Below are 21666 nucleotides of genomic sequence, written 5' to 3'. Positions count from 1 at the left end.
TTATTAGACCTTAATTTCGACTTCAACGCCTGCCGGCAAGTCAAGTTTCATGAGGGAATCTACAGTTTGCGGCGTAGCATCAAGGATGTCGATAAGACGCTTGTGCGTACGGGATTCGAACTGTTCACGAGAAGTCTTGTCAATATGCGGAGAGCGGAGCACCGTATACTTCTGGATCTTCGTCGGGAGAGGGATGGGGCCTGCAATACGAGCCCCAGTGTTCTTAGCTGTATTCACGATATCTTGAGCAGAGCGGTCGATCATACGATGATCGAAGCTCTTCAAGCGAATACGGATGCGTTCACCAGCCATGATTATTCCTTACTTGATGATTTCGGTAACAGAGCCAGCACCAACAGTACGTCCACCTTCGCGGATAGCGAAGCGGAGCTGCTTTTCCATGGCGATCGGAGCGATGAGGTTCACGTGAATCGTGACGGTATCACCCGGGGTAACCATTTCGACGCCTTCCGGGAGCTGAATCGTGCCGGTAACGTCGGTGGTGCGGAAGTAGAACTGAGGACGGTAGCCGTTCATGAACGGCGTGTGGCGGCCACCTTCGTCCTTAGTGAGAACGTAGATTTCAGCCTTGAATTCGGTGTGCGGAGTGACAGACTTCGGAGCGGCGAGAACCATGCCACGGACGATGTCCTTCTTTTCAGCGCCACGGAGGAGGAGACCAACGTTGTCACCTGCCTGAGCGTCGTCGAGAAGCTTGCGGAACATTTCAACACCGGTGATGACGTATTCGGTGGTTTCACCGAGACCGATACGTTCGACCTTGTCGTTCAAGCGAACGACACCGCGTTCGATACGGCCAGTAGCGACAGTGCCGCGGCCAGTAATCGTGAACACGTCTTCGATCGGCATGAGGAACGGCTTGTCGGTATCGCGCTGCGGGAGCGGGATGTAGGTGTCGCAAGCGTCCATGAGTTCCATGATCTTGTCCTGGTATTCCGGATCGCCTTCAAGAGCCTTGAGAGCGGAACCGCGGATGATCGGGGTGTTGTCACCGTCAAAGTCATACTTGGACAGAAGTTCGCGGACTTCCATTTCGACGAGGTCGAGAATTTCGGCATCGTCAACCATGTCGCACTTGTTCATGAACACGACGATCTTCGGCACGCCAACCTGGTGTGCAAGAAGGATGTGTTCGCGAGTCTGCGGCATCGGGCCGTCAGTAGCAGCAACGACGAGGATAGCGCCGTCCATCTGAGCAGCACCAGTCACCATGTTCTTCACATAGTCAGCATGCCCCGGGCAGTCGACGTGTGCGTAGTGACGGTTTGCAGTGGTGTATTCCACGTGAGAGGTGTTAATCGTGATACCACGAGCCTTTTCTTCCGGAGCGTTGTCGATTTCGTCGAAACGCTTTGCAGCGGCAAGACCCTTAGCAGCAAGGGTGGTGCAGATTGCAGCGGTCAAAGTGGTTTTACCGTGGTCAACGTGGCCGATGGTGCCAATGTTGCAGTGCGGCTTGCTTCTGTCAAAATGTTCTTTTGCCATTTTTTCCTCTTCTTCAGCAGAAGGTTTATCGCTTCAAGTTCAAGAGAACTACTTGAGTTCCCCGTATTTTCGCAAAGCATAGGAAGCGGTACTCTGCGAAATTGGAACACAAATTTAATAAATGCTAGGTAATTTGCAAGTATTTTTCTTTTGAAATTACGCTAAAAAAGCGGATTTTTGGACTTATCCACAGGTTTTCGGGGGTGTTTTCGGGCCGTTGAAAACCCGCTCATTTCCTAGGATAGAATTGCCCTTTTTCGCTTAAAAATCAAAGGTTCAATATTTTATATCAACTATAAAACCAATTTTCCAACATTTTATCAACATTATTCACAAACCCGACAAAATTCAATTCACAACCCAAGTCTTACAATGTAAAAAGATTTTTACATCAGAAAATTTTACAAAGTTTTACCTTTTTTGGACCTCCCCAACCCATTGCCCTTCAATATTTTGAGATTCTCCGATTCATTCAAAAAACAAGACACAAATCTCCAAAATCACCCATCGACCACCAACAAACTATTAATAGATACCGATGACCAATAATCACTGACTAGTGGCTAACATAAATTGTCCTAAATCACGATAATGGCATGAAAAGTTTTTTTACAAGACATTATATATAATATTTCTATCTTTATGCAAAGGTGTTTGGGGATAATTTCGAGGAACTTCTATGAAATACCCCCTTTTAAAGTCCCTTCTTTCTCTTGGGACGATTGTTTTAGCTTGTTCTTGCTCAGACGACAAGCCATCTTCCAGCAGCGATGATGGCGTTCCTGAGCAGCAGTCTACCATTACGTCGTGCGACAATGCTTGGCTTTTGTCTGGAGACCGTATTTACCTTGGCTATAGTGACTTGACCGTTACAGACGAGGCAGGCGTCCAGATTGGCTTTATCACAGCGATTCCGAATTCTTCGAACGTCAATATAGTGGATTTGTCCGGTAACTTGCTCATCAGCAATGTCAACCTCCTTGCAACTACAGTTATATTTGGTGACAACGTCCGTTTCAAGACTATCGACAACGTTTTCCACCTGAAGGACGCTACCGGGAATTACCTCATCTACGCCAGTTCGATCGTGACCGACCCGAATGGAAAGCAGATTGGTATCGCAAACTTCACGACAGGCATCATCACAGACTTCAACGGTACTGTGCTGACCCAAGCCAACATCATGTCGCTCCCTATTTTGCAGCCGAACTCCAGATGCGTGGACTACATCTCCCCCATCGCATCGTCTTCGAGTGCAGACGTTCCTCCGGTTTACAGCAGCAGTAGCAACAACATCACCAATAGCTCCTCTTCTTACGTGCCACCCACCCCGAAGAGCAGCAGTTCTTCTACCCCCAAGAGCAGCAGCTCTCAGCCGAAAAGCAGTAGTTCTGCCCCAAAGAGCAGCAGTTCCTCTGTCGTCACTGGCCAATGCCCAAATATTAAGGTGAAGAGCGGCGGCAAGAGCGGATCTGGCTGGGCAACCCGTTACTGGGACTGCTGCAAGCCTCACTGCTCCTGGCCGGAACATGCAGGCGGCAATTACTCCAAGCAGTGCACCAACAAGGGTCAGTCTGAAAACACAAACTGGGGCGACGGCAGTATCTGCAGCGGCGGTCCCCAGATGACCTGCACAAGCCAGATTCCGTTTACGATTGACGGCTGTACCGAAATGGGCTTTGCATTCGCAGCAGTGCCTGCAAGCGATGGTGGTTCTTGCGGCAAGTGCTACCAGCTCACCTTCACAGGCAAGGGCAAGTACTCGACCGATGCAAACCACAGAGCCATCAAGGACAAGAAGCTCATCATCATGACAACAAATATCGGTGGTGACGTTCAGCAAGGTCAGTTCGACATCATGATTCCTGGCGGTGGCGTCGGTATGTTCAACGGATGCTCTTCCATGGGCTGGGGCCCGCAGGGCGAACAGTACGGCGGCCTCCTCTCCGATTGCGAAAAGGCTAAAAACTACAACGCATCTGCAACCTTGTCCTGCCTCAAGAGCAAGTGCGCCGAAGTGTTCAGCAGCGATGCCAAGGCAAAACAAGGCTGTCTCTTCCTTGCTGAATTTATGCACGGCGCAGGCAACCCGATGCATGACTACGTCGAAGTGGAATGCCCGCAAGTTCTTAAAGACAAGTATTAATCTAAAAGTCTAAAACGGAACTAAACGCCCCGAACAGGGGCGTTTTTCTTTTTTGTAAGTCTTTGATAATAAATAAGTTGTGCTAAACCGCACAAATTGTCATTGTATAGTTCTTTTTACTCTTATTTACGAGCAATTCAAACAATAAGATTTTATCTTTTACCGCGGATGATTGGAATACAGGGTGTGATATAATAATTATAAGGGCTTACTATATCATGAAGAATAAATTTTTCAAAACCCTCGCCATTTTTGGACTTTCCGTTATCGCATGGAACTGCTCTGACGATCCAGCAACATCAGCGCAACACACATCCGAAACCCCCGTTGTCCAGCCAAAGAATGCATTTGAAGTCGATATAAACTGCTGGATGTTAAATATCGGTACGCAGACTTTGCTTATTGTGCCTGATGCATTGGGCACCTATACTGTCACTGATCCGTTCAGCATTCCTTACGGCACTTACGATGTCGCAACAGGCACGATTTACGACTTAAACGGCAACGTTGTCATTACCAATGTTGACACTAGCACCCTCCCCATTTTGAGCACAGACAAGACCGTCACATACCTCGACGGTACAAGACTTGCCATCGTCAATGGGGAACTCGTTCCGCTTTCGAACGGTATCACCGTGAGCAGCTCTTCAACAACTGTTCCGGGCACTGTTACCGTAAGCAGTTCTTCTGTCTACAATCCGGGCACTCCGGCCGTGAGCTCCAGCTCCGCCAAGACGCCGACCCCGACGCCTGCCGTGTCCTCCTCTTCTCAAAAGACAGAACAGCCTGTCGCAAGCTCTTCTTCACAACAGCAACAGCCGAAGTCCTCCGCCAACACATCAGGCAAGCAGTGCAACGGTCAATGCTATGATAACGCTTCTAGCAAGTGCGTTGGATATCACGAACAGCTCACAGGCTCTAAGGGCGAAAAATACGCCTACGACGAATCTTGCAAGTTAAACTGCTACTACGATCCTGACAATAAGAATTGCCAGAACATCACCGGCTCCGCACCGGCAAGCAGCCCGTCCGAACAGCCGAAGTCCAGCTCCAGCGTGAAGTCTTCTTCGTCTCAGCAACAGCAGCAGCCGAAATCCTCTTCGTCTCAGCCGCAGCAACAGCCGAAGTCCTCCAGCAGCCAGCCGAAATCTTCGTCTAGCCAGCAGCAACAGCAGAACAACCCCAACGCAGGTGCTGAAGAAGCCAAGTACCTCAATGCAGGTGCTGGTGGACAGCAGGGCTTTGCAACCCGTTACTGGGACTGCTGCATGCCTCACTGCGCTTGGCCGGAACACGGTGGCGCTGCCAAGACTTGCGATGCCAAGGGCAAGACCCCAATCGGCAACACGAACGGCAGTATCTGCTCTGGTGGCCAGGGCACGACTTGCACAAGCCAGATTCCTATAATCGTGAGCGACAAGCTCGCCTACGCATTCGCTGCAACTCCGGGTAACGACGCCACATGCGGCAAGTGCTTCGCCCTCACCTTCACCGGTACCGGCAAGTACGAAACCAAGGCAAACCACAAGGCACTTGCAGGCAAGACTCTCGTCGTGATGGCATCGAACATCGGTTACGACGTGCAGGGCGGCCAGTTTGACATTATGATCCCGGGTGGCGGTGTCGGTTTGTACAACGGTTGCTCAGGCATGGGCTGGGGCAGCCAAGGTGCGACATACGGCGGTCTCCTCACCGAATGCGAAAGCGAAGTCGGATACAGTGGCGACCTCTTGACCAAGCGTAAGCAGTGCCTCACCGAAAAATGCAACAAGTCCTTCGGAAGTGACACCCAGGCCAAGGAAGGCTGCCTCTTCCTCGCCACATGGATGGAAGCTGCAGGCAACCCGAACCACACTTATAAAGAAGTCGAATGCCCGTCTGCTTTGAAGGCCAAATTCTAATCAAAAACGGCAAAAAATACTATTAGTCATAATTAAAATTTATAGAAGCACCCTGCCAAAGGGTGCTTTTTTGATTATGATTACATCGCTGAAATCCAAAAATTTTCTCGAAATTATGGAAACAATTGTTTGCACGATATTTTGGGGTAATTCATAACATTGGAGAATGCGATATGACATTGATGTCATCCGAAAAGCTGAAATAGAACTTTTAGCACAGATGCAAGGGGCTACTTCGATCACGAAGAAAAAGCTCGCTCTCGATAGCGGGATTAGCCGTCAGCACCTCGGTCTCGTCGCAAAAGGCAAACGCAATCTTTCCGTCAAATCATTTTGCGACCTTGCCGATGCCTTCGGCTGTACAGCCACCGAACTGATGTACAAGCTCGAAGCTTTAATGTTGGAGCAAATCAAGCTCCAAACGCCTGCCGCCGCCGACAAGGCTAAGGGCATAAACTATATCAATAAAAACATTCTGGAAAAAAGTAATCCAAAATAAAAATGCCTAAGCCATAATCGCAGGCGCTTTTAAAATTGTTCAAGCAGCCGAATGCGTTCGGGCGTGTCCGGGTGCGTGCAGAACAAGATATTTGCCTTTGCGACCCACCCCTTTAATCCCATATTGTTATCGAATTCCTCATCCGGATGGATTACGTAAAGCTGCGCAATATCGTTACGCTGTACCGACATGAGCCCTGGATCATTGGAAATTTTCCGCAGTGCAGAAGCGAGTGCCAAGGGATCTCCACAAAGCTCGGCACCGCCGGCATCGGCAACGTACTCGCGCTTACGCGAAATTGCAAGGCGAGTGAACCAAGTGAAGACATAGCCGATAGAACTCCAAATAAACACAAGCAAGAGAACAAGGATTAGATACACATCAGCTCGTCCACTATTGCGGTCACGCCTGGACGAACGACGTGGAGACCGGATCATGGCGCTCATCAACTTGAGCGACACCGTCTGAATCGTCGCAAAAATTCCAACGAACACAATGCACACGACCATAAGGCGCGTATCGCGATTCTTGATATGCGTAAGCTCGTGACCCACGACTGCCGAAAGCTCCCTATCATCCAGCTTTTCGATAAGACCCGTCGTAAGCGTAATGGTAAACGAAGGAATATCGATACCGCTTGCAAAGGCGTTCATTCCCGAATCCTGGATAATATTGATTTGCGGCATTTCGATGCCGCCTGCAATGCAGAGATTTTCGACAATGTTGTAGACACGCAAGTTATCCTTGCGTTCAACAGGTTTTGCATGAGTCGCATGCCGGATAATGGCGGTATTGGCACAATAGGCGATAATGAACCATACACCTACAATCTGCAAGGTGTACGGAATCACGACCTTGAAGCAATGCCATATTTCGGGCCAGTGCATAGTTCCGTACTTTGTATGTGAAGCATGGTCCGCAGGGCAACCGCCTTCGACAATATCGCAAATCGCACCGAAAAAATCAAGCCCCAGAATAACCAGAAAAACCATCCCCAATAATATTACCGGGAACATGAAAAGCAGAATTACCGTATTACGGTTATTCCGCCATATCTGAGTCTGGAGACCGACGTATTTCATTGAAGGAAATTAAAACTTCACTTCAGGAGCCTTTTCGAGCGTAGCCCTATTTTCAGTTGCCTCGTACATGGCGGCACGTGTAAAGTGGAACATGCCTGCAATGATATTGCTCGGGAAGACTTCGCAAGCGTTGTTGTATTCACGCGTCGAAGAATTGAAGAATCGGCGGGCAGCGGCAAGCTTGTTCTCAATGTCGGCAAGCTCCGCCTGTAACTGCAAGAAGTTCTGGTTCGCCTTGAGTTCCGGGTATGCTTCAAGCGAAATACGGAGTCCCGAAAGGGCTGCAGAAAGCGACTTGTCGGCAGCAACCTTCTCGTCGATAGTCTTGGCATTGATGGCAGCAGCACGGGCGGCAGTCACTTCTTCAAGAACCTGCTTTTCGTGAGTTGCATAGCCCTTGACCGTCGAGACAAGCTGTGGTACAAGATCATAGCGCTGCTTGAGCTGCACATCGATATTCGCAAATGCGTTTTCGCGATTGTTGCGAAGTTTTACAAGCCCGTTGTACATGGAAATGAACACGGCGATGACAATAAAAATGACTGCGACAACGATAACTACGGTCATATTTTCTCCTTGATTCTTATAAACAAATATATATAAGAATTTTAGTTTTACTTCTTGTCTTTCGCCTTTTCTTCTTCTGGCCGTGAGCGACAAGTGCTTCATATTAATGAAGCATGGCCGCGAGAGCGAGCGCCTCTTACACTTTCTATTTACTTTGGGCGCGAACGGCTTCAGGATCAGGCTTCGTGTCTTCGAGCAGGCGATCGGCCCATTCATCCCAGAACTTGCAGCGTTCGCCTTCGAGCTTCATTTTCGCAAACTTCACCGGTTCTGTTTCGACGGCGAGCGTCACCACGGATTCCTTGTATGCCTGCGGGAGCCCTGCGACATGTGCCATGCGCTTCTTGAGTTCAGCGACAGTCGCATCGAGAATATCGACTTCAAAACGGCGCTCAATGTAGCGGCGGGTAATGAACCCAAGCGACATGAAGTAATCGCCCTGATTACCTTCGGCAAGGTAATTCTTGTTGCGCAAATTCTTGAGAGCAAGTACTGCTTCTTCGTACGGCGGGAGCTGCGGAGCTTCACCGCGCTTTGCAAATTTCTTGTGCAGGAACCAGCCAAGGAATACGAGCAAAGCAACACCAAGTACAGCGAGCAATACATAAAGCCACTGCGGGAGTCTCGGGTCGCTCAGTGGGTCTTCCACTTCGAGAATATCAGCTTCTTCGCCAGTCGTGCGGTTAGAAACCTTGACCGCGACCGGGTCCGTATGCGTCTTGACCGTATCCGTACCGACAACAGCATTCACTTCTTGCGGAGCAATGAGAAAATCGCCACTCACAAATGTATTGAGCGTTGCAAGCCAAGTGAACTTCGCAGTGCCTTTAGGCATGCCCTCGGTGATTTTTTCGTTCTTCATTTCCTTGACTTCAAAACTGCCAAGGTTACCGACAAAACTCGGTAAATCGACAATCGCATTTTCAGGCGCCGTGACCTGGATTTCATAATTGAACTTGTCGCCGATAAAGACCTGTGCGTTATCGACATTTGCCTTGACACTCAAGTCAAAAGCGTTGGCAGAAGCAACTAAAAGTACCGCAAGCGAAAAAAGAATCTTGAAACTTTTCAATGAAGTAAAACGAGACATTTTAAACCTCAAAAAGGAATATACAAAAAATTGAAACTGTAAAGTAATAGGAGATGCCCGATCATCCCCGTCATCCCCGTCAAGCGAGGACAGGCGCGAGGACAGGCGTCGGGCATGACAAAAAAAACGTCCTACCGTTTACCAATCACTTTCTTCAGTATTCTCTGGCTGCGTAGCGCAACAGTCGGGTGTTCCCTGTAAATTGATGCAAAAAGCTTTGAGTACGGGATTTCGCATTCGGCAAGTTCCTGCATGGCAGCTTTCGCTTTCTGCTTCCCTACTTCCTTAAACGCATACGCATCCGCTTCGAATTCCTGATTCCAGCAATACCAATTGAAAAAGTAGCGGAACGGAATTGCCACCAAATGGAGCCACAGAATCGCTTCGAAAAAACTCCAATTCCAGCGAGTGACCATTGCCGCCAAGAACCAAACGGCAACCATCAGGAACGCGACTTTCATCAAGTTCCGCAAAATCGAATGGTGCAAAATGCGATGGCCTTCTTCGTGCTTTTCCACGAACAGGCTCTTCTGAGGTTCCTTGCGATTTTCCGGAAGCGGTGCAATGTCGTTCACTAGCGGAATCAATCGCAACACAGCAAAAACACCACCACGCAATTGCGTCAACCTGCGTTCACGAACTTCAATTACAGCGCGGAGTACAATTTCTAGACAAAGTAAAATATATAACAACATAACAGTAAAATTCGCGCAGCTCAATCTAAACTTAAGCAAGATTCTTTACGAACGCATTCAGACGTCTTGCCGATTCTTCAAGGCGATTTCTTTCCCATTCCATGAATCCCTTGTCCACCGGATGGGCACTGTCGTAATCATCAAAAATCTTGCGGCCGCGTTCGTTGTCGCGATCCAAGCCATGACTTACGCTATCAAACCATTCCTTGTCGAGTTGTCTGTAACGCTTGACCAAGTCATCCATCGTTTCAGGGAGTGTCACGACACGGGCTATTTCTTTATTTGTATCACCGAGAAGCTTGCGCAATTCGCGTGGCGACTGTTTCGAAAGGGACTCGTCACTTTCCACAAGCGTAAGCATCAGATCAAGCACGTAGCGTTCCAGATATTCACCATACGTCTTGATGGCATTTTGTCGTACGCGTTCGCGCAAGAAGTTTTCACCAAGACCGTCAATATCAGATTTCGTATAAACGTCCTTAACCTTGCTCACCTGCAAGCGGTTGTACGCATCAAATACAAGACGAGCCGTTTCAGGATTGTAAATCGAATAGAATGCTGACGGCACAAGGCCCTTACCGCGAATGGAATATTTATACGCATTGCGATCCAGCGCATACGCATTCTTTGCATAGTTCCAGCCCGGCACAATTTCGTTCAAGCGTGGAGCTACACCCACCAGCTGCGGGTCGCCCGCGTGGATCAGCGAGAACGGGAACTTAAGTCGTTGCGGTAAAGTCGTGAGTCCACTTGCAATCAAAGTAAACGGAGACTCGCGGAAATTCGACGGGAACTTGATGTTCACGCCAAGACCGAAGAACATTCCCTGACCAGGCATTACTTCCTGGTCTGGCATGCGGCCCGTGTGATTGCTGCCGACGTTTGCACCATAGCCCAAGTTACCACAGCCTTCTGGCCAAAGTGCTGCAATCAAAAGCGAATGATGGTGCATCTGCGTCATCGGTCCCATGTAAGAACTATTGACTTCGCCTTCTTCGATATGGCAGCACGGCGCAATGATAGACGACTTCACAATCGCCTTGCAACCGACCTTGCAGCGACTCATCAGAACAGAACTCTGGACCTCGGCGCCCGTATGCACCTTAACGCCCATCTGCACATTCGTATTTTCAAGAATCACGGAATCATAGACATGGCTCGATTCTTCGAGCGAACTCATGATGATGGAATTGCGAATCTTTGCGGCACCTTCGATGCGGGCATGCGCACCAATCCAGCTATTGCGGATAATGTTCGTATTCGAAACGACTGCGCCCTTCCCCACGATTCCAAACGGGAGTGCAAGTTCGGACCTATACGTGCTGAGCATTTCAGCAAAAGAATCCTGGACGCTCTGTTCAGCCTTGTGGAACAGCTGCAAGTCGACAAGCTCCGTCGTGAGTTCCGGGAAAACCAGCACTTCGCGACCACCCATCTCGTTACCGACATTAATGGACGAACCAACCATGTAGTTGATTTTGCCGCTACTCACGAGCGTGCCTACATTTTGCACCACCGCACTACTGCGCACAAGCACATTGCTTAACGTCGAGACCTTATAAATCAAGGCGTTCTCGATAATGCAGTTATGGACCATGCAATCGTAAATACCTGTAGCGACCGAAACATCGCCCGGCAAGAGGAGCGTACCAAAGAACTTCGGGAGGCGCACATCGCCCATAAAACTCGAACGGAAAATTCGATTCGGGTCAAAGTCCGGCTCGACTAGCACCTTCGACCAGTCGTCGCAACTGTTTCCGTTTTTCTCCAAAATCTGGATTTCAAACGCCGTCATCGGACGGTACTTGCCAGTCGCTGATTTGATGACTTTAAAATTCTCGACCGAAGTAGCCAAAACACTGCTCTTCAGCGCTTTTTTCAATTTTAACAATCGCTGCATGGTTAAAAAATAGACTAAATTAGGGGCGATGATGAAGGAATACCTCTTCAACTTGATTAAAAAACATCAATACAATATCTCCATCTATACGGAAGATATTTTTGAAAGACGTTGTCAGGAAGAAATTATCCGCAGTGACGAGGATAAGAGCTCCTTCGTATACATTGAATTTGACTTCGATTCCATCAATGCAACCCTCGGCAACGAGAGCAATTCCCAGCAGTTCTGGAATATCTTCATGGAAACGCTTTCCAAGAACAAGCGCGGAAACGATATTCTCGGTTTCCTCGAACATGAAAGCGGAATCGGCCTTTTGCTACTGGATTCCAAGCTCGATGGCTGGACACGTCTTGCAGGACGATTCATGCGTACCGCAAGCGCCCAGAACTTCGAAATCATAAGCCTTGTGCTTGATAAAAACGTAAAGCCTATCGTCTATCCGAGCTGTATCCAGGATATCCAGACACAGCAGACCGCAAAGCAGGAACAATGAAAGTACTCGTCATAGGCTCCGTCTATCCAAGATTTCAAGAAGACGCCGAAGTCCCTTGGCTGCGTACATCTATCGCCCACTTGAAAAAAGCGGGTGTCGAAATTCAGGTGCTTGCGCCTGCGTACAAGGGCCTCAAGAGTCATGACATTGACGGCACGCACGTAAACCGTTTCCGCTATGCTCCGGCCGCCTGGGAAATCCTCACACACGAAGAAGGTGCCCCAAGCAAGATGGCCTCCAAGCCATGGCTGCAACTACTCGCCATCCCTTACATCATCAACGGATTTTTCCAGTGCATCAGGATTTGCCGCAAGTGGCGCCCTGACGTGATTCACGCGCACTGGCCGTTCCCGCACGCCTACATCGCACTCGGTGCAGCCAAGCTTTTTAAAATTCCGCTCGTACTGAATTTCCACGGTGCAGAGCTCTTGCTCATCCGCAAAAAGAAATGGGTCAAGCCACTCCTGAAATTTGCCATCGGGCAGGCACAGGCGATCTTCGCAAATTCAAGTTTTACCGCCGGTAAAATCAAGGCGCTCCGCAACGTAAACGTCGAATGGAGCCCGTACGGAACTACGCTAGAGGATAATAAAGACGAGAGTGGCGTCATCCTGAGTGAAACGAAGGATCCAGTCACAATTGTTCCGCATCCAGTGAACGGCAAATTCAAAATTCTCTTTGTCGGACGACACATCGAACGCAAGGGAATCTGCTATCTCATCGAAGCTGCAAAGCATTTGCCTAGAGACAAGTTCGAAATCCGCATCGTCGGTGTCGGTGACTTGACCGAACAGCTTAAAGCGCAAGCCGAAGCAATGCAAAGCGTCATCCTGAACCCCGGAACAGAGTCCGGGATAAACTCCAGTGAAGGATCCAGTCAAGGAAATCAACCAGCAAATATCATTTTCACGGGAAAGCTCTCGCCCGAAGCTCTCGCAAACGAATACAAGACCGCAAACGTCTTTACGCTCCCAGCTATAGTCGACCACAAAGGCGACACGGAAGGACTCGGAGTCGTGCTCATCGAAGCGATGGAATTAGGTCTCCCGATTGTCGCAAGCAATGTCGGCGGTATCCCGGATGTCGTTGTCGACGGAGAGTCCGGAATTCTTGTTCCCGAAAAAGACCCTGTTGCGCTTGCCGACGCCTTTAAGTGCCTCGAAGCAGACCCGACATTGATTCAAAAACTTCTCGCTGGCGCCCGCAAGCGCATTGAAGAATGCTTTACCTGGGATGGCATTATCGAACGCCAGATTGAAGTTTATAAGCGCCTTCAGCAATAAAAAAAAACGCGATTCTTCGCGGCAATTTTTTTCGATATTTCTAGTAACTAGTAACTTTGAATTATTAACTAATTAAATTACTTTACCTTAAATCCGGCCTTTTCGAAAGCAGCTCTATTTTCCGGATTCTTCATGGCTACATTCGTAATCCAGTCAAATTCAGCAATGCCGCCTTGCAAACCTGCACGAGCGCAGAGCTGGTCACGTGCGACGTTATATGCATTGAGAATCTGGATCTTTTCAAAATCCTTGGCGTTGTCGATACGTTCGGACCACTTGACGCCAAGCTCTACAAGGCCATTGCTAGCTTTTGCGTAAACAACCGCCTTTTCATCAGTGATATTGGATTTTGCAGGAGCCGTGAACGGAAGCACAGGAACAATCGGCTGCGACTGCGGCAACACGACCTGACTTGCAGGCTTTGCTTCCGGCTGCTTGTCAGAACAAGAAACAAAAAAAGAGGCGATTGCCAAAAGTGAAATTACTAGAATTTTTTTTGACATGCTCGCCTCTTTTTTTTGTAATAGCGGTTCAGGGATTTGAACCCCGGACCAATGGATTATGATTCCAGTGCTCTACCGCTGAGCTAAACCGCCATTGATTGCAAATTTAGTAAAAGATTTTAGGAATTTCAAGGGGTATTTGAAAAATAAACCTTTGTTTCCATAAAATTTTCGCCCCATTCAATCACGCGCCAGCCCGGTGCAGCAGAACTCAGACAAAATACCGACATATTCGGGTCAATCTGCATCTGCGTCGACGGAGTCACATAGACGGTCTTATCTCCAAAATTTTCGACCATCTCGCTGTGATAGTGTCCCACAAATATATGCTTGAGATTCTTTATCTTCAAAAGCGTCGCCTGAACTTCTCCAATGTTCTTTAGCGCATATCTCAAGTCCATGAACTTGTGGTTGCAATGGCATGGTGGATGATGTAGGAACAGCAAAACCTCACCATCCACTTTTGCAGTTTCCTGCTCTAGCCATAAAAGTTGCTCACTTGAAACCGTCCCATCTGCACTATCCAAAAAGAAAATGGAATGTCCGTCAATATCATAGCGATAATAACACTTTCCATTATGTATTTTGCCTTCCAAGTCAAAATACTTCTGCATGACTTCAATGTTGTCATGATTTCCCGGAATAACGCATACTGGAACTTTGCAGTCTTTTAATACGTTGGCTATATAAGAGTAGGCACCTGGTTTAAAGTCATCGGCCAAATCTCCAGAAATCACCAAAAGATCCAGATCCTTCATGGTTTCAGAGTTATAGGCCGTCAAAAAGTTCTTACAGACATCAATATCCTGGACTAAACTCGCATCTTCACCGATGTGGGTATCAGATATCTGACCAATCTTAAGAACGTCTTTCTTCATACAACTACGTAAATTCTATATGAATATAGCTATTGAGATAAAAAAATGAAAACTAAATACGTTTTTTTATGATTTTTTCGACAATGTAAGTACTTTTGTGAACTTTGTCACATAATCTTCAACATACTTTCGTGACCATTTGGTGAATTAGCATTGAAAACTCAGGTTCAACATCTATCAACGTTGAAGAAAGTGAATAAGTTTTAAACTTTCAACATCAATCCACATTTGCTTTAATTCTGTAACTCGTTGATTTTCATAGACTTACAAAATCGATTTAAAATTTCTATCCACTATTCACTACATTAAATACTAATTATCATATATAAATATATTTAGTATTATTTAGTATAGGTGGTTGATTACTTTTCCTTCTTGCTTGCAGGCGTTTAGTTCATGTCACAGTTGCCCTGTAATATGGCACCTTCGTCTATGACGAGCTGTTCTGCTTTTACGTTACCTAAAATTTTGGCATTATCCTGAAGGACGAGTTTCTTTTTGCAATCTACGTTTCCTTTGATAACACCTGCAAGAATGGCAGCGCCACACTTGACGTCGCCTTCGATTATTCCAAGTTTTTCAAGAATCAATTCGCCATCGATGATAACACTTCCGTGAACCTTTCCGGCGATTCGCAAATCAGTTTTACCGGTAATGTCCCCATCAATTAGGACATTCCTTCCGATTTGAGTAAATTCCTGTTCGCTTTTGCTCCCCATATTTTTCCTCTAGTATGTAAATATCGTTTCCGGATCCTGCGGTAAATTATTCTTGGTAATAGAATAATGCAAATGTGGACCGCTGGTATTTCCGGTATCGCCTACATAACCGATAACATCGCCTTTTGTAACATTGGCACCTTTTCGGGTTCGAATACTCTTGAGGTGTGAATAAGACGACTTGTATCCGTTCTGGTGATCGATGACAACCGTGTTTCCGAGATCGCCGCTGTTGCCGGCGTAAGTGACCTTGCCACTACCCGATGCAAATACCGGGTTTCCTTTTCGGGCCGAAATGTCGATTCCCAGGTGCTTGTTTTCGTAGGAGAACTTTTTGCTGATAATGCCAACAGCCGGGATCACGTTCGGGATTCGTTCCAAGCGAATTTTTTCGTCGGTCGTAAGCCAGTTGTGTATCCCTTCGAAGTCGATTTGGTTTTTCGCGGACGGCACATGCGCAAATCGGTTACGCTCGATGATGCTGTTGATTTTGTTGGAGTCGTTTTCGAGGAACGTCTCGAAAATATTCTGGATTCTATTTTCCATAATCCACAGAGAATCAAGTCGCGAAAAGAGCTCTTCGTAGTTTGCATTCTGCTTGATGAGCTGTGCATTGTGTACGCGCATCTTTTCGTAAGAGATGAGTGTCTTGTTGATCTTTGCAATGTGGACTATGAACAAAATAAGAATAATAGCGACCAGGACAAGCCCGATATGGAACAAGTAAAATTGCTTGCTCGATATGCGGTACTTCCTTGCACCGGTCGTGTTTTCCGGAATAATCTGGATAGTGTAGAACTTACGACTCACAATTTTACCATTAACGGTTGTCCATTATTTCCTGGATTCTTGTCAGGTCATCCATGGAATAATAGTTGATGACGATGGTGCCCTTGGTCTGGTCCTTGGCGCTTGGGTTGAGTGCGACCTTTGTACCGAAGAATGTTTCGAGCCTGTTTTCGAAATTCTTGAGATCAGCGCTGAGTTCCGGCTTCGGTCTCGGTTCGCTACCGTGGACTTCCGGCATTTCATCTTCTTCGGGAGCGGCTGCGCCATTTTCAGGTTCGCCTTCTCTTGCCTCTCCTTCGTCTTTTGCCTGGGCGAACGGATCTTCGCCGCGAGCAATAGCTTCGATCTGACGGACGTTCAAGCCTTCTTCGATGACGCGCTTTGCGAGAGCTTCCGGGTCTGCAATTTTTTCACTGCAGAGAGCACGGGCGGCACCGCCTGCGAGTTTGCCTTCCTGAATCCAGGCCTGCACTTGGTTCGGGAGCTTCAAAAGACGGAGTGCGTTCGTGATGGCAGAACGGGACTTGCCGACTGTCTTGGCCAAGTCATCATGTGTATAATTATGGTTGTCGATCAACTGCTGGTAAGACTGTGCCACTTCAATCGGGTTCAAGTCTACACGCTGGATGTTCTCGATGAGAGCCCATTCGCTCATGGTCTTGTCGTCGAGATTTTCGTAAACCTGAGCCTTGATGGTTCTGCAGTTGGCGAGTTTCGATGCACGGGTACGGCGTTCACCGCTGATGATCTGGTAACGGTCGCCCACCTTGCGGACAGCGATCGGCTGGATGAGTCCGTGCTTTTCGATGGTTTCAGCAAGTTCGACAAGTTCATCGTCATCGAAGAACTTACGCGGCTGGAACGGGTTCGGGTCAATCAAGTCGATGTTGATTTCGACGATTTTCTGATTGTCTGGATTTACGTTTTCGTTTGTAGCGGTATTGTTGATAGCGTTATCGACAGAGTTGCCGAGAACATCGTGTGCCTTAAAAATTGCAGAGAGACCGCGACCAAGTGCTTGTTTACCCATAATAGTTTCTAGTTGTTAGTCAAAGGTTATTAGTTAAAAGTTTATGCAAGTGTCATTCTGAGCGAAGCCGTTAAGCGAAGTCGAAGAATCCAGTGAAGTTGTTGCCTGGATCCTTCTCCTATCACTTCGTTCTAGGGTCAGGATGACTTCGTCACTTTTCCTTATTCAGTATTTCTTCGGCGAGCTTCATGTACGACTGCGAACCTGTGCTTTGCACATCGTAAAGGATGACCGGCTTGCCGTGGGACGGAGCTTCGGAGAGTTTCACGTTGCGCGGAATCATCGTCTGGAAAACGGTATCGCTTAAGTTTTCACGAACTTCTTCAGCGACCTGCTTCGAAAGGCTCAGACGGGAATCGTACATCGTGAGGAGGGCTCCTTCGATTTTCAAGTTGGAGTTCAGATTTTTCTGGACTTCACGGATAGTCTTGAAAAGTTCAGTCATACCCTGCAATGCATAATATTCACACTGCACCGGAATGAGCACGCTCGTTGCGGCCGTCAGTGTATTAATTGTGAGTAAGTTCAAGCTCGGAGGAGCGTCGATGATGATGAAATCGAACTCTTGCTTGAGAACGTTCATCACGCGTTCGAGTCTGCGTTCGCGGCTCATGGCGTTGACAAGTTCAATTTCCATGACAGCGAGGTCAGGTCCAGAAGTGATGACCTTGAGGTATTCAAGCGACGTGTCCAAGATGGCGGGCTTGATATTTTCGAGCGTGAGATTGTCCGGATTACCAGCCATGTCCAGGATTTCGTGGATATCCATATCCTGGGATTCCATGAAACCGAGACCTTGAGAGGCATTACCCTGCGGGTCCATGTCTAAAAGAAGGGTCTTCTTTTCAAGGGCTGCAAAACTCGCGGCCAAGTTCACGGCCGTAGTAGTTTTACCGACGCCACCTTTTTGGTTGCATATGGCGATAATTTTACTCATTATTACCTCGGGTGACTAGAGCGTACACCTGTTCTTCTTCTGGAAGTTCATACTTCTGGATATGCACTTTCGGATCGTTTTCCAAATGGGCAATATTGTTGAAGCTCTTCAGCGTGACAAAAGTTCCGCCCCGCTTGAGACCTGCCTGGGCACGTTCCCAGTCGTTTTCGAAAGTCGAGAGGGCGCGGCAGCTGATAAAATCAAGGTCAGTGAGACCGGAAGTTTCAAAGCGCTTGCCGACGACGGTCAAGTTGTCCAAGTGGAGTTTTTCTTTGACCATCTGCATAAAGTTCACGCGCATGTGGCGTGGTTCAACTGCATAGAACTGCACGTTTGGCATGGCAATTGCAAGCGGGAAAACTGGGCAACCTGCCCCAGCACCCATATCGGCCCAACGGAGCTTGTCATCCTGAGCGGAGCCGTTAGGCGAAGTCGAAGGATCCAGTGACTTTCCCATAAATACAAATGGTACTAGAGAGTCGGCGATGTGCCTGCTCAAAAACTTTTCAGAATCCTTTGCCGAAATCAAGTTACCATATTCCTTGGTGTCCACCACCAAGTCTGCAAACTGGTAAAGCTTGTCGAGAGTCTCTTCGGACAGCTGTACACCATGTCCCGAAAGGAACTGGTTTAAAAGATCTTGCTGCGCTTTGTTAATTCTATAGCTCAATTTTCTTTTGACGTCATCCTGACCCGAAAGGGGAAGGATCCAGTTAAGTTTTGCTAGAACTTTTGTGTAGTGAAACAAAAATGTTCCACGTGAAACATGCGATAGCGAGTGTCGCAAAAATATGCTTGCATATTTTTATGACCGAGCATGAGCATGTAGGACATGAAGTGTCCAAACATTTCTGTTCCGAATTGAAATTTAGTATAACTTTTTTAGAAAACAATTCACAAACTCCCCTGCCCTATAAAAATCATAAAATAGTTGTTGATAACATTTTGATAAATGTTGAGAAACTGTTAAGCTGAATGCTGCGAAATGTATGCTTGCATACATTTCATAGCTGAGGCGCCAGTTTCGCGCTTGCGCAAAAACTGTTAAGCCGAATGCTGCGAAAACAAAAAATCTCCTGTTAAGGAGATTGTGTTTGATGTTACTTATTAACCTTTATAATGTGTTTACTATTGGCAGGTCGACCGAGAAGGTTAAAAAGTTGAACACCTTTCGGTATAATTGTTGGGTGGGTATTTTTCTTTAGCGAGGTAGTATTTCTTTTCGATGCATTAATCTTTATTGTCTGGATCATGAACGATGAAGTAACCTATGTTTCACGTGAAACGCAGCCGAGGTCAGAAAGCGAAAAAATGCTTGCATTTTTTCATTTGCTGACCGATGGGTGTTGGACTATGGCTTTGCCATAGTCCAAACATGCGATAGTAAGTGTCGCAGAACATACTTGTATGTTTTTATTTGGTATCCGCAGAGTGTAGGCCTATAACTTGTTATAGGCCCAACATAAGCCGATTAAGGTAGGACTCGAAGAGTCAAAAAAAATCCCTCGCGTTCATAGCGAGGGTTATTAGTAGTTAATTACTTTAAAAATTGGACTGTGAATTTTCCTTTGGCCGGTCGTCCTATTAAATCAAAATGTCTGCGTTTTTCGATATGTAGTTTTGGGCGGATTATATTATGGATTGATGATATGCCTTTTTTTCGTTCATGGAAAAAGTAGGTAACTGTTTTGTGATCAAGTCCTTCTTCTATATATGTCTTGCTGAGTGTGGGTCTTCCATTTATAAAAGCGCTTTCATAACGGTACCATATAGTCTGGTAATTGTCGCGATCATCTTTCTGATAGCATGTATTAGTGTCTTTTTCGTCCATGACTATAATCTCGGTTTGGTCGCGTCTAAAAATGGTGTCGTTTTTCATGACGTAGATGAAAGTGTATTCGCCTTCTTCATCAGTGTTAGTAGTGGCTATGGAGTCTCCATCAAAGTAGATGGTTGTCGGTGAAGTACCCATACTATCTATCGCAGCACTTATGGTCCATATATTTTCTTCGTGAGTGACCTTGATACTATCGTGAGGAACCTTGGTTGTTCTATAGGTCCATTCCCCATTACGGAGGTTTGCTTCATAGATACTGTCGATTTTTTCGTTATTCCAGTATGCTTTCCAGATGTAAACGGATTTACCTCTGGTATTGGCTGTTCCTTTGTCCCAGTATGCGCTATCTGGGACGAGGCCTTCATAATTTTCGTCAAACATGGCAATTTCTATTTTTTCCATATCGAAAATTGCCTGGAGGCAATTGGCGAAGGATTGAGAAAATAGAGCCAAAGCGAAAAGTATAAGTGTGATTTTCTTCTTCATGTATTGTAATATAGTAAATAAATTAATTTATGAGAATTATATTGGAGAAAGTTTGCGGTTGTTGAGCCCAAAGAGGTTTCACGTGAAACCTTATGAGGCGAGTGAAGCAGAAACAAATATATTTGTTTCTATTTCCGAGCCGATTAAGGTAGGACACGAAGTGTCCCAACACAGCCGAGGTTTCCGAGCAAAAATGTGCTTGCGCATTTTTATTTGGAAACTGAAGGGTGTAGGACTATGATGTAATCATAGTCCCAACACATGAGCTGAGAGTTTTAACATTATATAGTAATCTCTATTCTGTTGCCTTCGGGGTCGAGGACAACACTTTCGTAATACCCGTCGCCGGTAGTTCGAGGTTGACCTACAACGGGTACACCTTCGGAAGACATTTTTTGGGTCAGGTGGTCCACTTTTTCTTTTGAACCGACGGAAAAGGAAAGATGGGTAAAACCCAGATGTTGGGTGTCTGGCTTCGCTATCGTGTTTGCTCCTTCGGAGCCAACTTGCTGCACCTCGGAAATGTCGGTAAACGAGTTTCCCGCCGCTTCCTCGGTTTGCAATTGTTTCACGTGAAACACGGCCGAGGTCAGAAAGCGAAAAAAATGCTTGCATTTTTTTATTTGCTGACCGATGGGTGTCGGACTGTAACGAAGTTACAGTCCCAATATTTCGTTCAACACATATATCAGGACGATGCATGATTTCCAGACGGGCGCCGTCATCGAAGGTAATGAACCGGCTGGTAAACTGTTTTGTCGGGTTGCGGTAAATCGGGTGGACTTCCCCACCGAAGTACTTCCGGTAGAACTCACAAACCTTATCGATATCTCTGACCCAAATGGCAACATGTTCAATCTTCATAAAACCTCTATGAACAATATACCTAATTCCGATAAAGAAGACCCCCTAAACAGAAAATGTTTGGACACTTTGTGTCCTACATGCTCATGCTCGGTCATAAAAATATGCAAGCATATTTTTGCGACGCTCGCTATCGCATGTTTGCTCCTTCGGAGCCAACTTGCTGCACCTCGGAAATGTTGGTAAACGAGTTTCCCGTCGCTTCCTCGGTTTGCAATTGTTTCACGTGAAACACAATCAAGAATACCAAGTAAAAACATACTCGTATGTTTTTATTTGGTATCCGCAGAGTGTAGGACTACGATGTAATCGTAGTCCCAACATATGAGCTGAGAGTCGCAGAATTTAATTGTATGTTCTATTTCCGAGCCGATTAAGGTAGGACACAAAGTGTCCAAACATAACCGAGGTCAGAAAGCGAAAAAATGCTTGCATTTTTTCATTTGCTGACCGATGGGTGT

At 46.9% G+C, this 21666-nt stretch carries 20 protein-coding genes, 1 tRNA gene and 2 pseudogenes; 5 read left to right on the top strand and 18 right to left on the bottom strand.

Annotated elements, in window-relative coordinates; translation table 11 throughout:
* Nucleotides 1–3: 3 nt before the first annotated feature.
* Both rpsJ and tuf read right to left on the bottom strand, forming a co-directional pair.
* Entirely contained in the window at nucleotides 4–312 is a 309-nt protein-coding gene (rpsJ, locus tag B7991_RS05795) for a 30S ribosomal protein S10 (protein WP_014546117.1), read from the bottom strand.
* A 9-nt stretch (nucleotides 313–321) separates the two neighbouring features.
* Nucleotides 322–1506, bottom strand: coding sequence for an elongation factor Tu (gene tuf / locus B7991_RS05790; protein WP_085491737.1), 1185 nt, complete (start codon nucleotides 1504–1506; stop codon nucleotides 322–324).
* Nucleotides 1507–2185: 679 nt separating this feature from the next.
* On the opposite strand from tuf, the gene B7991_RS05785 reads away from it, so the two are divergent.
* The 3 genes from B7991_RS05785 to B7991_RS05775 all read left to right on the top strand — a co-directional run bounded on the left by B7991_RS05785 (nucleotide 2186) and on the right by B7991_RS05775 (nucleotide 6052).
* Entirely contained in the window at nucleotides 2186–3652 is a 1467-nt protein-coding gene (locus tag B7991_RS05785; RefSeq protein ID WP_088630013.1) for a glycosyl hydrolase family 5, read from the top strand.
* A 218-nt stretch (nucleotides 3653–3870) separates the two neighbouring features.
* Nucleotides 3871–5553, top strand: a complete 1683-nt coding sequence (locus tag B7991_RS05780) for a glycosyl hydrolase family 5 (protein WP_088630012.1) — start codon at nucleotides 3871–3873, stop codon at nucleotides 5551–5553.
* A gap of 166 nt (nucleotides 5554–5719) precedes the next feature.
* A complete protein-coding gene (locus tag B7991_RS05775; RefSeq protein WP_088630011.1) occupies nucleotides 5720–6052 on the top strand; it encodes a helix-turn-helix domain-containing protein in 333 nt (110 codons plus the stop codon).
* A gap of 29 nt (nucleotides 6053–6081) precedes the next feature.
* Here B7991_RS05775 and B7991_RS05770 read toward each other — a convergent pair whose 3' ends face one another.
* From B7991_RS05770 to B7991_RS05750, 5 genes are all read right to left on the bottom strand, one after another.
* A complete protein-coding gene (locus B7991_RS05770) occupies nucleotides 6082–7134 on the bottom strand; it encodes a M48 family metallopeptidase (protein WP_088630010.1) in 1053 nt (350 codons plus the stop codon).
* Between the two features lie 9 nt (nucleotides 7135–7143).
* Entirely contained in the window at nucleotides 7144–7701 is a 558-nt protein-coding gene (locus B7991_RS05765; protein WP_088630009.1) for a LemA family protein, read from the bottom strand.
* Between the two features lie 145 nt (nucleotides 7702–7846).
* Nucleotides 7847–8791: a hypothetical protein gene (locus B7991_RS05760; RefSeq protein WP_088630008.1), complete on the bottom strand. Its 945-nt coding sequence runs from the start codon at nucleotides 8789–8791 to the stop codon at nucleotides 7847–7849.
* A 131-nt stretch (nucleotides 8792–8922) separates the two neighbouring features.
* Complete coding sequence (locus B7991_RS05755; protein ID WP_141099843.1) at nucleotides 8923–9486, bottom strand: M48 family metalloprotease; 564 nt, start codon at nucleotides 9484–9486, stop codon at nucleotides 8923–8925.
* Nucleotides 9487–9517: 31 nt separating this feature from the next.
* The gene (locus tag B7991_RS05750; RefSeq protein ID WP_254917863.1) at nucleotides 9518–11341 is read right to left on the bottom strand and encodes a DUF4954 family protein; all 1824 of its coding nucleotides are present in this window, start codon (nucleotides 11339–11341) and stop codon (nucleotides 9518–9520) included.
* A 73-nt stretch (nucleotides 11342–11414) separates the two neighbouring features.
* Here B7991_RS05750 and B7991_RS05745 point away from each other — a divergent pair, with 73 nt between their 5' ends.
* Nucleotides 11415–11879, top strand: a complete 465-nt coding sequence (locus B7991_RS05745) for a hypothetical protein (RefSeq protein ID WP_088630005.1) — start codon at nucleotides 11415–11417, stop codon at nucleotides 11877–11879.
* A complete protein-coding gene (locus tag B7991_RS05740; protein ID WP_088630004.1) occupies nucleotides 11876–13162 on the top strand; it encodes a glycosyltransferase in 1287 nt (428 codons plus the stop codon). The genes B7991_RS05745 and B7991_RS05740 overlap by 4 nt, the downstream gene beginning before the upstream one ends.
* A 77-nt stretch (nucleotides 13163–13239) precedes the next feature.
* Here B7991_RS05740 and B7991_RS05735 read toward each other — a convergent pair whose 3' ends face one another.
* From B7991_RS05735 to B7991_RS15085, 11 genes and pseudogenes are all read right to left on the bottom strand, one after another.
* Nucleotides 13240–13665, bottom strand: coding sequence for a hypothetical protein (locus B7991_RS05735; protein ID WP_088630003.1), 426 nt, complete (start codon nucleotides 13663–13665; stop codon nucleotides 13240–13242).
* Nucleotides 13666–13686: 21 nt separating this feature from the next.
* Nucleotides 13687–13758: transfer RNA gene (locus B7991_RS05730), tRNA-Met, on the bottom strand.
* 35 nt (nucleotides 13759–13793) lie between these two features.
* A complete protein-coding gene (locus B7991_RS05725; RefSeq protein ID WP_088630002.1) occupies nucleotides 13794–14543 on the bottom strand; it encodes a metallophosphoesterase in 750 nt (249 codons plus the stop codon).
* 389 nt (nucleotides 14544–14932) lie between these two features.
* A complete protein-coding gene (locus B7991_RS05720) occupies nucleotides 14933–15262 on the bottom strand; it encodes a polymer-forming cytoskeletal protein (protein ID WP_088630001.1) in 330 nt (109 codons plus the stop codon).
* Between the two features lie 9 nt (nucleotides 15263–15271).
* Complete coding sequence (locus B7991_RS05715; protein ID WP_088630000.1) at nucleotides 15272–16072, bottom strand: M23 family metallopeptidase; 801 nt, start codon at nucleotides 16070–16072, stop codon at nucleotides 15272–15274.
* 10 nt (nucleotides 16073–16082) lie between these two features.
* Nucleotides 16083–17081, bottom strand: coding sequence for a ParB/RepB/Spo0J family partition protein (locus tag B7991_RS05710; RefSeq protein ID WP_088629999.1), 999 nt, complete (start codon nucleotides 17079–17081; stop codon nucleotides 16083–16085).
* A 151-nt stretch (nucleotides 17082–17232) separates the two neighbouring features.
* Nucleotides 17233–18018 carry a ParA family protein gene (locus B7991_RS05705; protein ID WP_014546136.1) on the bottom strand — a complete coding sequence of 262 codons (786 nt, stop codon included), beginning with the start codon at nucleotides 18016–18018 and terminating at the stop codon, nucleotides 17233–17235.
* Nucleotides 18011–18688 (bottom strand): 16S rRNA (guanine(527)-N(7))-methyltransferase RsmG, encoded by a 678-nt coding sequence (locus B7991_RS05700; protein ID WP_163442944.1) that lies wholly within the window; start codon nucleotides 18686–18688, stop codon nucleotides 18011–18013. The genes B7991_RS05705 and B7991_RS05700 overlap by 8 nt, the downstream gene beginning before the upstream one ends.
* Nucleotides 18689–19555: 867 nt before the next feature.
* A complete protein-coding gene (locus B7991_RS05695) occupies nucleotides 19556–20341 on the bottom strand; it encodes a hypothetical protein (RefSeq protein ID WP_176421764.1) in 786 nt (261 codons plus the stop codon).
* Nucleotides 20342–20622: 281 nt separating this feature from the next.
* Nucleotides 20623–20856, bottom strand: a pseudogene (locus B7991_RS15090) (VOC family protein); the annotation flags it as partial.
* Nucleotides 20857–21040: 184 nt separating this feature from the next.
* Nucleotides 21041–21205, bottom strand: a pseudogene (locus B7991_RS15085) (VOC family protein); the annotation flags it as partial.
* Nucleotides 21206–21666 lie beyond the last annotated feature (461 nt).

This window comes from Fibrobacter sp. UWB3, from assembly GCF_002210405.1.
Classification (GTDB): Bacteria; Fibrobacterota; Fibrobacteria; order Fibrobacterales; family Fibrobacteraceae; genus Fibrobacter.
This window is presented reverse-complemented; position numbering and strand designations above follow the sequence as displayed.

Bases quoted from the DNA above. Each gene is read 5' to 3' on its own strand.
- B7991_RS05785 (WP_088630013.1), top strand. From the start codon at position 2,186: ATGAAATACCCCCTTTTAAAGTCCCTTCTTTCTCTTGGGACGATTGTT.
- B7991_RS05705 (WP_014546136.1), bottom strand. From the start codon at position 18,018: ATGAGTAAAATTATCGCCATATGCAACCAAAAAGGTGGCGTCGGTAAA.
- B7991_RS05775 (WP_088630011.1), top strand. From the start codon at position 5,720: ATGCGATATGACATTGATGTCATCCGAAAAGCTGAAATAGAACTTTTA.
- B7991_RS05740 (WP_088630004.1), top strand. From the start codon at position 11,876: ATGAAAGTACTCGTCATAGGCTCCGTCTATCCAAGATTTCAAGAAGAC.
- B7991_RS05770 (WP_088630010.1), bottom strand. From the start codon at position 7,134: ATGAAATACGTCGGTCTCCAGACTCAGATATGGCGGAATAACCGTAAT.
- B7991_RS05710 (WP_088629999.1), bottom strand. From the start codon at position 17,081: ATGGGTAAACAAGCACTTGGTCGCGGTCTCTCTGCAATTTTTAAGGCA.
- rpsJ (WP_014546117.1), bottom strand. From the start codon at position 312: ATGGCTGGTGAACGCATCCGTATTCGCTTGAAGAGCTTCGATCATCGT.
- tuf (WP_085491737.1), bottom strand. From the start codon at position 1,506: ATGGCAAAAGAACATTTTGACAGAAGCAAGCCGCACTGCAACATTGGC.
- B7991_RS05720 (WP_088630001.1), bottom strand. From the start codon at position 15,262: ATGGGGAGCAAAAGCGAACAGGAATTTACTCAAATCGGAAGGAATGTC.
- B7991_RS05745 (WP_088630005.1), top strand. From the start codon at position 11,415: ATGATGAAGGAATACCTCTTCAACTTGATTAAAAAACATCAATACAAT.
- B7991_RS05760 (WP_088630008.1), bottom strand. From the start codon at position 8,791: ATGTCTCGTTTTACTTCATTGAAAAGTTTCAAGATTCTTTTTTCGCTT.
- B7991_RS05725 (WP_088630002.1), bottom strand. From the start codon at position 14,543: ATGAAGAAAGACGTTCTTAAGATTGGTCAGATATCTGATACCCACATC.
- B7991_RS05755 (WP_141099843.1), bottom strand. From the start codon at position 9,486: ATGTTGTTATATATTTTACTTTGTCTAGAAATTGTACTCCGCGCTGTA.
- B7991_RS05765 (WP_088630009.1), bottom strand. From the start codon at position 7,701: ATGACCGTAGTTATCGTTGTCGCAGTCATTTTTATTGTCATCGCCGTG.
- B7991_RS05735 (WP_088630003.1), bottom strand. From the start codon at position 13,665: ATGTCAAAAAAAATTCTAGTAATTTCACTTTTGGCAATCGCCTCTTTT.
- B7991_RS05695 (WP_176421764.1), bottom strand. From the start codon at position 20,341: ATGAAGAAGAAAATCACACTTATACTTTTCGCTTTGGCTCTATTTTCT.
- B7991_RS05780 (WP_088630012.1), top strand. From the start codon at position 3,871: ATGAAGAATAAATTTTTCAAAACCCTCGCCATTTTTGGACTTTCCGTT.